Annotated in this window: 8 protein-coding genes; 7 read left to right on the top strand and 1 reads right to left on the bottom strand. The window is 31.9% G+C overall.

Annotation, left to right across the window (positions count from 1 at the left end):
* Positions 1–69 precede the first annotated feature (69 nt).
* The 3 genes from BLR36_RS17735 (at position 70) to BLR36_RS17725 (ending at position 1,586) form a co-directional block, all read left to right on the top strand.
* A complete protein-coding gene (locus BLR36_RS17735) occupies positions 70–414 on the top strand; it encodes a DUF4362 domain-containing protein (protein WP_093063069.1) in 345 nt (114 codons plus the stop codon).
* A gap of 394 nt (positions 415–808) precedes the next feature.
* A complete protein-coding gene (locus BLR36_RS17730) occupies positions 809–1,147 on the top strand; it encodes a hypothetical protein (protein ID WP_093063068.1) in 339 nt (112 codons plus the stop codon).
* Positions 1,148–1,310: 163 nt separating this feature from the next.
* Positions 1,311–1,586 carry a hypothetical protein gene (locus tag BLR36_RS17725; RefSeq protein ID WP_093063067.1) on the top strand — a complete coding sequence of 92 codons (276 nt, stop codon included), beginning with the start codon at positions 1,311–1,313 and terminating at the stop codon, positions 1,584–1,586.
* Between the two features lie 196 nt (positions 1,587–1,782).
* On the opposite strand, the gene BLR36_RS17720 is transcribed toward BLR36_RS17725, so the two are convergent.
* Positions 1,783–2,631 carry an MBL fold metallo-hydrolase gene (locus BLR36_RS17720; RefSeq protein ID WP_093063066.1) on the bottom strand — a complete coding sequence of 283 codons (849 nt, stop codon included), beginning with the start codon at positions 2,629–2,631 and terminating at the stop codon, positions 1,783–1,785.
* Between the two features lie 501 nt (positions 2,632–3,132).
* Between BLR36_RS17720 and BLR36_RS17715 the strand changes: the two genes are divergently transcribed.
* The 4 genes from BLR36_RS17715 to BLR36_RS17705 all read left to right on the top strand — a co-directional run bounded on the left by BLR36_RS17715 (position 3,133) and on the right by BLR36_RS17705 (position 6,060).
* On the top strand, positions 3,133–3,657 hold the full coding sequence (locus BLR36_RS17715) for a sigma-70 family RNA polymerase sigma factor (RefSeq protein ID WP_093063065.1): 525 nt from the start codon (positions 3,133–3,135) through the stop codon (positions 3,655–3,657).
* Positions 3,650–4,687, top strand: coding sequence for an LCP family protein (locus tag BLR36_RS17710; RefSeq protein ID WP_093063064.1), 1,038 nt, complete (start codon positions 3,650–3,652; stop codon positions 4,685–4,687). Before BLR36_RS17715 ends, BLR36_RS17710 begins: the two co-directional genes overlap by 8 nt.
* Positions 4,688–5,185: 498 nt before the next feature.
* Positions 5,186–5,350: a hypothetical protein gene (locus BLR36_RS18900; protein ID WP_175454118.1), complete on the top strand. Its 165-nt coding sequence runs from the start codon at positions 5,186–5,188 to the stop codon at positions 5,348–5,350.
* Positions 5,351–5,634: 284 nt separating this feature from the next.
* The gene (locus tag BLR36_RS17705; protein WP_093063063.1) at positions 5,635–6,060 is read left to right on the top strand and encodes a hypothetical protein; all 426 of its coding nucleotides are present in this window, start codon (positions 5,635–5,637) and stop codon (positions 6,058–6,060) included.
* Positions 6,061–6,097: the final 37 nt, after the last annotated feature.

Below are 6,097 nucleotides of genomic sequence, written 5' to 3'. Positions count from 1 at the left end.
ACCTATCCTGTTTTCACTATCCCAGCAAGCGTTAGCGCGGTAGTAAAAGAAAAAACATCGTGAATTAATATGTCTACTTTCTTTACAGAAGACCACTTTGAACGATTCTTGGACAACATTCAAGCGAAAGAAGCGGCTTACGTGCGGATTGCTAATTATACACCGGAAGGAAATCCAACATTGTACAATTTATCTTTCGACGGATTTGTATTCGATTTGGAAATTGATCTTTCAAAAAATAAGAATCGGGGAGACAGCCCCGCCAAAGTGAACATGACCTGTTCGGAGCTGATATCAGAGGAGGGACAGCAATTGTTCACCTATACATTGGAAGGGTGTCAGCAGGATTCCACCGTTGAAAGCTTCACAATCTTAAGCATCATGAAGGAACAAGTAGAGGACCACGAGCATTGACTCTGCGTAAAACAATCGTTTCAATCGCAATAAAGGAGCCAAACTGATTTGTAGGACGGACGCGTTTTCCAGATAAGCAAGCTCCGACCGTTCGTTTACCGTTGGCAAGATACCTTCCTATCGGTAGAACAACCGGAATACATAATTTATTCTAACTGAGATGATATTTTAGTTATTCAATTAAATGGCACGATTATTGAATAAGCTTCACTTTTCTTCCTCAACTAACGAGTGCTTTACTTCAAGAAGGAGTAAAGACTTTTTCTTGTTGTGCTAAAGCAGCAGTTTAGTTGAAGAAGAAGGTTTATTTTCGATTGTGTTGAATAAGGTGATATATGTAAATTATTAAACAAAAGGGTGCTTTACTTCAAGTTAAATAATAGGGAGATTCAAGTTGAATAAATTAGGGAAATTGCTTCAATGGATAGGTTTTATTTTTATTGTTTTATTTCCATTTTTTGCTTCAGATGAATCGTATACGAATTACATTCCTATCCTTTTGATAAGTGGTGTGACTCTTGGTTTGTTAGGGAGTTTGCTGGATAGGACAAGGAAGATAGGGATTCTTGCTATGTGTTTAGCTTTCTCGGCTGTAATAACTTACTTCTATGTTGAACAAAGGTTAATCTATAAAGTTTTAATTATATCAAGTCTGGTTTTAGTTGTAGTAAATCCATTTTTTGTTAAGCAGGAACAACAATCGCAAAAAATGTCTAAGCGGGAGACTCAGTAACTCAAAACAAGTTACGCTCTACAAGTAACAGGTGCTTTACTTTAAAGAATGAAGTTTTTTGTTATTGAATTAACGCTGTTGGTTATTCAAAAGAAAGGGGGTTAAAACAATTACTGGTATATTCCTTGGAATTTCAGTGTTAGTTATGGGGTCAAGCCACCTAATGAAGAAGGACTATTTTTTACCTGAAAAAACTAGAGTTATTTTAGGCGAGGAAAAGTTTCAATCTTATCAGAGAGGGTTAATTTTTCCTTATTTATTTTTAGGAACTTTAATGATTTGTATGACAATAGTTGAGATGAAGAAAATTCTTCAATCATCAACATTTATTGCTTTATATCTTATATTATTAGTTATTCCTATTATAATGTTTATAGCAAACAACAAAAAAAATACTGGTCGTTATTGGTTTTGGGTAAATGGCTTCAAGAAGGAGTAAAGCCTTTTTCCTTAATGAACTAACGCGGCAGTTTAATTCAATAAGAGAAGTTGAGTTTTTATCTCGCATTTGAACAATAAAACGAAGAATTTGTACTAAGAAACGCTCATGTATTATCGACTGATTAAAAGCCACCTCATTTTCAATTTTAAATGAGATGGCGACTGTTTATATTTGATTAATGTATTCTATAGAATTATTGTGACTGAATAATATGGTCATTAACAAATGCTTTTATGAAAAATAATTCATTGTCATTAGGGTCCCTTTTATTTTCTGCCTTAAAGGATACTATCGCATTTTCTAGTGAGGTGGACTTTACAACTTGACTTGCTGTTGTTAACTCTTTCCAATATATATTCATTTCATTTGAATCACAGATAGATTCATGACCAAGTAGGAACATTTCTGCATCATATTTTTGAATGTCTTTAATCATAGGCAATAACAATGATTGCTTGTAATGAAATAAAGAATTTGTGGTTGTACCGTATGCACAATCACCTAAAAAAACAACTTTTTCATCAAAAATATAAATGATTGTAGAGTCATCTGTGTGAGTACTTTTGATACTTTCGAGAATGCAAACTTTATTACCTAAATCAATAGTTAATGTATTTTCAAAGATTACATCCGGAGATTTCAACTTATAACTGTCCCTGTTTGGCATATCAGTTTGTATGATCTTCATACACATAGCACTCATCTGGTTAGTGTTCACATACTTTTGTAGTGAACTATCGTCATAGGACATACATTGCCATTCTTTTATCATTTCGTTTGTTCGACTATTAACTATTACAGTTGCATCAAATTCATTCATTCCTAGGAAATGATCCCAATGTGCATGGGTAATAACAACATATTTAACTGGTGGTACATTTAGCTGCTCGATTTCCAGTAAAAAGTCCTTAGCATGTTGAGGAGAATTACCAGAATCTATTATTAGACTATATCGATCACCACATACCAGTCCTAATGTTGGTCGTTCTCTATCATCTTCATTAGATAAATAATAAATAGTATCACTTAATTTATTTAACATGTTATTTTTCCTCTTTTCTATATATTCGTTCTATGAAAGAGAAAATCTACATGTTTATTCTAAAGTTATTAAAATAATTTAAGATTTTCTCATATTATTTTTTTACCATTGGACTTGTACCTCCTAGTTTCATTAAGGAAAATTATAACATAATACAAACTATACATTAAGAAAATTCGGAATGTTAATTGTGTTTATTTATAGTTCGAAGTTCTAACATTATTTGAACTAAAAGAGAAGGTGTTTGTTCAACTAAAGCGGCAGTTTAGTTGAATTAGGAATAATATAAACAATAAGCCTGTATCTGTGATTAGTTGGTAATCTAAGATACAGGTTTTGTATTTTAGTTATAATTGTATGAATACTTTTTACTGATATTTATAAAAATCAATTTATGATTGAACACAGGTTAGAAGAAAATCTTTCTAAAATTGAACCTATAATGAATTGTTAATCGTCTAATAACAGAATTTGAAGTAGGTTGAAAGGGAGGGGAGTAACTTGGACAGAGAAGAAAAAGATTACATATTAGAAAAACTGATGATTGAATATGGTAATGAGTTGGTACGATTGGCATTTTCTTATGTGAAAGATAAAGAGATTGCGAGGGATATGGTCCAAAATACGTTTATCAAGTGCTACAAAAACCTTGATTCGTTTCGGTTTGACGCACAAATAAAAACATGGCTCTATCGTATTACAATTAACGAATGTAAAGATTATTTAAAGAGTTGGAATCACAAAATGGTTTATGTTAAAGGTTTTATTAATGAAACAGCAAAATCAATATTACCCTCAACAGAAAAAACAGTGATGGATAAATACAATAATGAAGAAATAAAAGATACTATTTTTTCTCTACCAAAAGTGTATCGAGAAGTAGTTTTTCTATACTACTATGATTCATTAACTACAGAGGAAATTGCAGAGGTTTTAGATATTTCTGTTAATACAGTGAAAACACGACTAAGAAGAGCAAAACAAAGGTTAAATTCGGTGATAAAGGAGGCAGAACTTAATGGCTGATAAACGGTTAAAAGGTGCATTTTCTAATACTTCGGATCAAGAACTACAATTTACGAAAGAAGATCGTCATAAAGTATTTGAACAAATTCGTAAAATAGACAAGGATCCTCAAACACAAAAGAAGTCGCTTATTTCTTTTAAAAATCTCGCACCCGTTACAATGTCTTTATTAGTAGTAGGTTTGTGTCTATTTTTGTTTATGCCCTCGTTCTTTCCTGGGAACGTGACTAATGAATCGAGCGGAAGTGATTTTGTTAAAGAATCTAACACAAGTGTTGCAAGTGACCCAGTAGTTGACGCTGAATATTTAACTACTTTAATTACGGTGAAGTCGAAAGAAATGGATAATCGAGTCTATTTAAACCTTTTACTTACCTATAGTAAAGATAAAAAGATGATGAAAGTTGTATCGCTCCCTAATGATACGTATGCACAGGTAGCGGATAACAATGATGGTACTACTTACGATAAATTGTTACATGCTTATAATTTTGGCGGTGCTGAAAGTGTAAGAACAGCTGTTTCAAAACTATTAAATTTACCAATTGATTATTATGCGGTTATCGATTTAGAAACTATTTCAACGCTAATTGATTCTATGAATGGGATAGATTACGACTTGCAAGAAAATATACGAGTAAGAGCGATATCACAAGTGTCATTTGAATTCAAAAAAGGCACGAATCATTTGAATGGAGAACAGATTGTGTCATTAATGATGGCTGCTACAGAGGGAATCAGCTTAGATAAAGTAGACCTTTTAAATCTAATGAATGCTATTATGAATAAAATAGAAAACGAAATTCCGCAAAAACAATTAAAAGAACTGCTTACTCCAATTGAAGCCAATGTATCGCCAGATCGGTTGTTAGAGAATCAAATAAAAATTAATTCTATTAAATCGGTTTCTTTGAGTGATGGAATGATATCAGACACAATAATACTAAGTAACAATGAAGGTAAACACATATATAAGTTTGAGAAAGAATTTTTAAATTCTGTTTCAGAAGAGTTAACCACATTTAAGTAAAAATACATGACTGACTATCATTTTATTATACTTAATCTTATTAGGGCGTAAATCCATTAAAGGATTTATGTCCTTTTTGTTGAATACTTTAACTAAAGAAGCAGAGGAATTTGGTTATACAAGGAAAATAAATGTTAGAATTTTGAATTGAAAAAGGAAGATATGGACTTGTCAACGTCAGCGTGAAAGGGAATTGGGGTATGAAGTACCTATAATTAAACTTATTGTATTTAAGGGGAGGTTAGGTGAAAACGAAGACAGCGAAAAGGTTTGTTAATGAAATTTTGATTAACGTACTTTTTTACATATGATATAAATACAGGGAGATTTTTTACAGTAACTGAAATTTAAGGTGTTGAAGAGAAGGCTACTATAAAAGTGCGGCTTTTCTTATGGATTATTGAAGTTGATAACTTCCAGGTAACTTTGTGTTTAGAGAAATATGTCAAAGGGTAAACATTCTTTAGAACTACCAAAACATTTAAAGGAGGAACTAACATGGCAGATTGGAAAAAGAAATTATTGGCTAGTGGACTGGCAGGCGGGTTAGTGCTTGCTGGAGTGGCTGGTTGTGGCGATGGAGTTGACCAGGATAATGGCGTTGATGATGGTGAAGAGATGGATGATGTAGATGATGAAAATAAAAATGAAGAAGAAGAATAAGTGAACAAGTATTTTCATCAAAATAAGGATAAATACCACAAACGTCGAGAAATCTTTCTCGAACTACAAACTATTTAGCTTTTTGATAATTTCGAAGAATCGTTGTTGGTCATTCAAATTCTATTAAACAAAAATCCAACTGTTTAAACCTCTTATTCTTAAGAGGTTTTTTTACATAGCATGGTTCAACTCTACAAAAATCTTTCTTCAACTAACGTGGCAGGTTAGTATAAGAAGAACTTTTAGATATAGTATATAAAAATCAGTGAAAAGGAGGTAGTAAAATGATATACCAACTGTATTTTTGTATACCTAGTCAATATGAAGAAATTGATTATTGGGTTCCTTTAATGAATTATTTTTTATCACAATCGGATACCATAGAAATCCATTGTTGGAATGAAGAAGAAGTTGTTGTCGAGGAAACAAAATCAATGCTTAAGGGATCGTTTGAAATAATCATGAAAAACAACATCACTATTTTTAAGGGGAAAAAAGCACTAGATGTTGTAAAACATTTATTATCTAACAATGTAAATATTGAGGGAAAGATAAAATGGTTCTCTATTTTTTTGAGTAAAAATTCCAACACTATTTTTCATTCCGAACATTGGGGTATGGAATTTTTTGCACCAAATGTTAACGAAAAAGATATAGCGTTCATTAAATCGGTAGTGCCTACTGAAACGAACTTTAATCAGTATAAATAGGGAGATAAATTTCTTCAACTAATAAGCGTTGAAAATA

The sequence above is a fragment of the Psychrobacillus sp. OK028 genome, from assembly GCF_900103605.1.
In the GTDB taxonomy this organism is placed as follows: Bacteria; Bacillota; Bacilli; order Bacillales_A; family Planococcaceae; genus Psychrobacillus.
The sequence above is the reverse complement of the archived record's forward strand: the minus strand, read 5'-3'. Positions and strand labels throughout refer to the sequence as shown.

What these genes read in the sequence shown, in the direction of transcription:
- BLR36_RS18900 (WP_175454118.1), top strand. Translation starts at nt 5,186, where the DNA reads ATGGCAGATTGGAAAAAGAAATTATTGGCTAGTGGACTGGCAGGCGGG.
- BLR36_RS17735 (WP_093063069.1), top strand. Translation starts at nt 70, where the DNA reads ATGTCTACTTTCTTTACAGAAGACCACTTTGAACGATTCTTGGACAAC.
- BLR36_RS17710 (WP_093063064.1), top strand. Translation starts at nt 3,650, where the DNA reads ATGGCTGATAAACGGTTAAAAGGTGCATTTTCTAATACTTCGGATCAA.
- BLR36_RS17720 (WP_093063066.1), bottom strand. Translation starts at nt 2,631, where the DNA reads ATGTTAAATAAATTAAGTGATACTATTTATTATTTATCTAATGAAGAT.
- BLR36_RS17725 (WP_093063067.1), top strand. Translation starts at nt 1,311, where the DNA reads ATGAAGAAGGACTATTTTTTACCTGAAAAAACTAGAGTTATTTTAGGC.
- BLR36_RS17705 (WP_093063063.1), top strand. Translation starts at nt 5,635, where the DNA reads ATGATATACCAACTGTATTTTTGTATACCTAGTCAATATGAAGAAATT.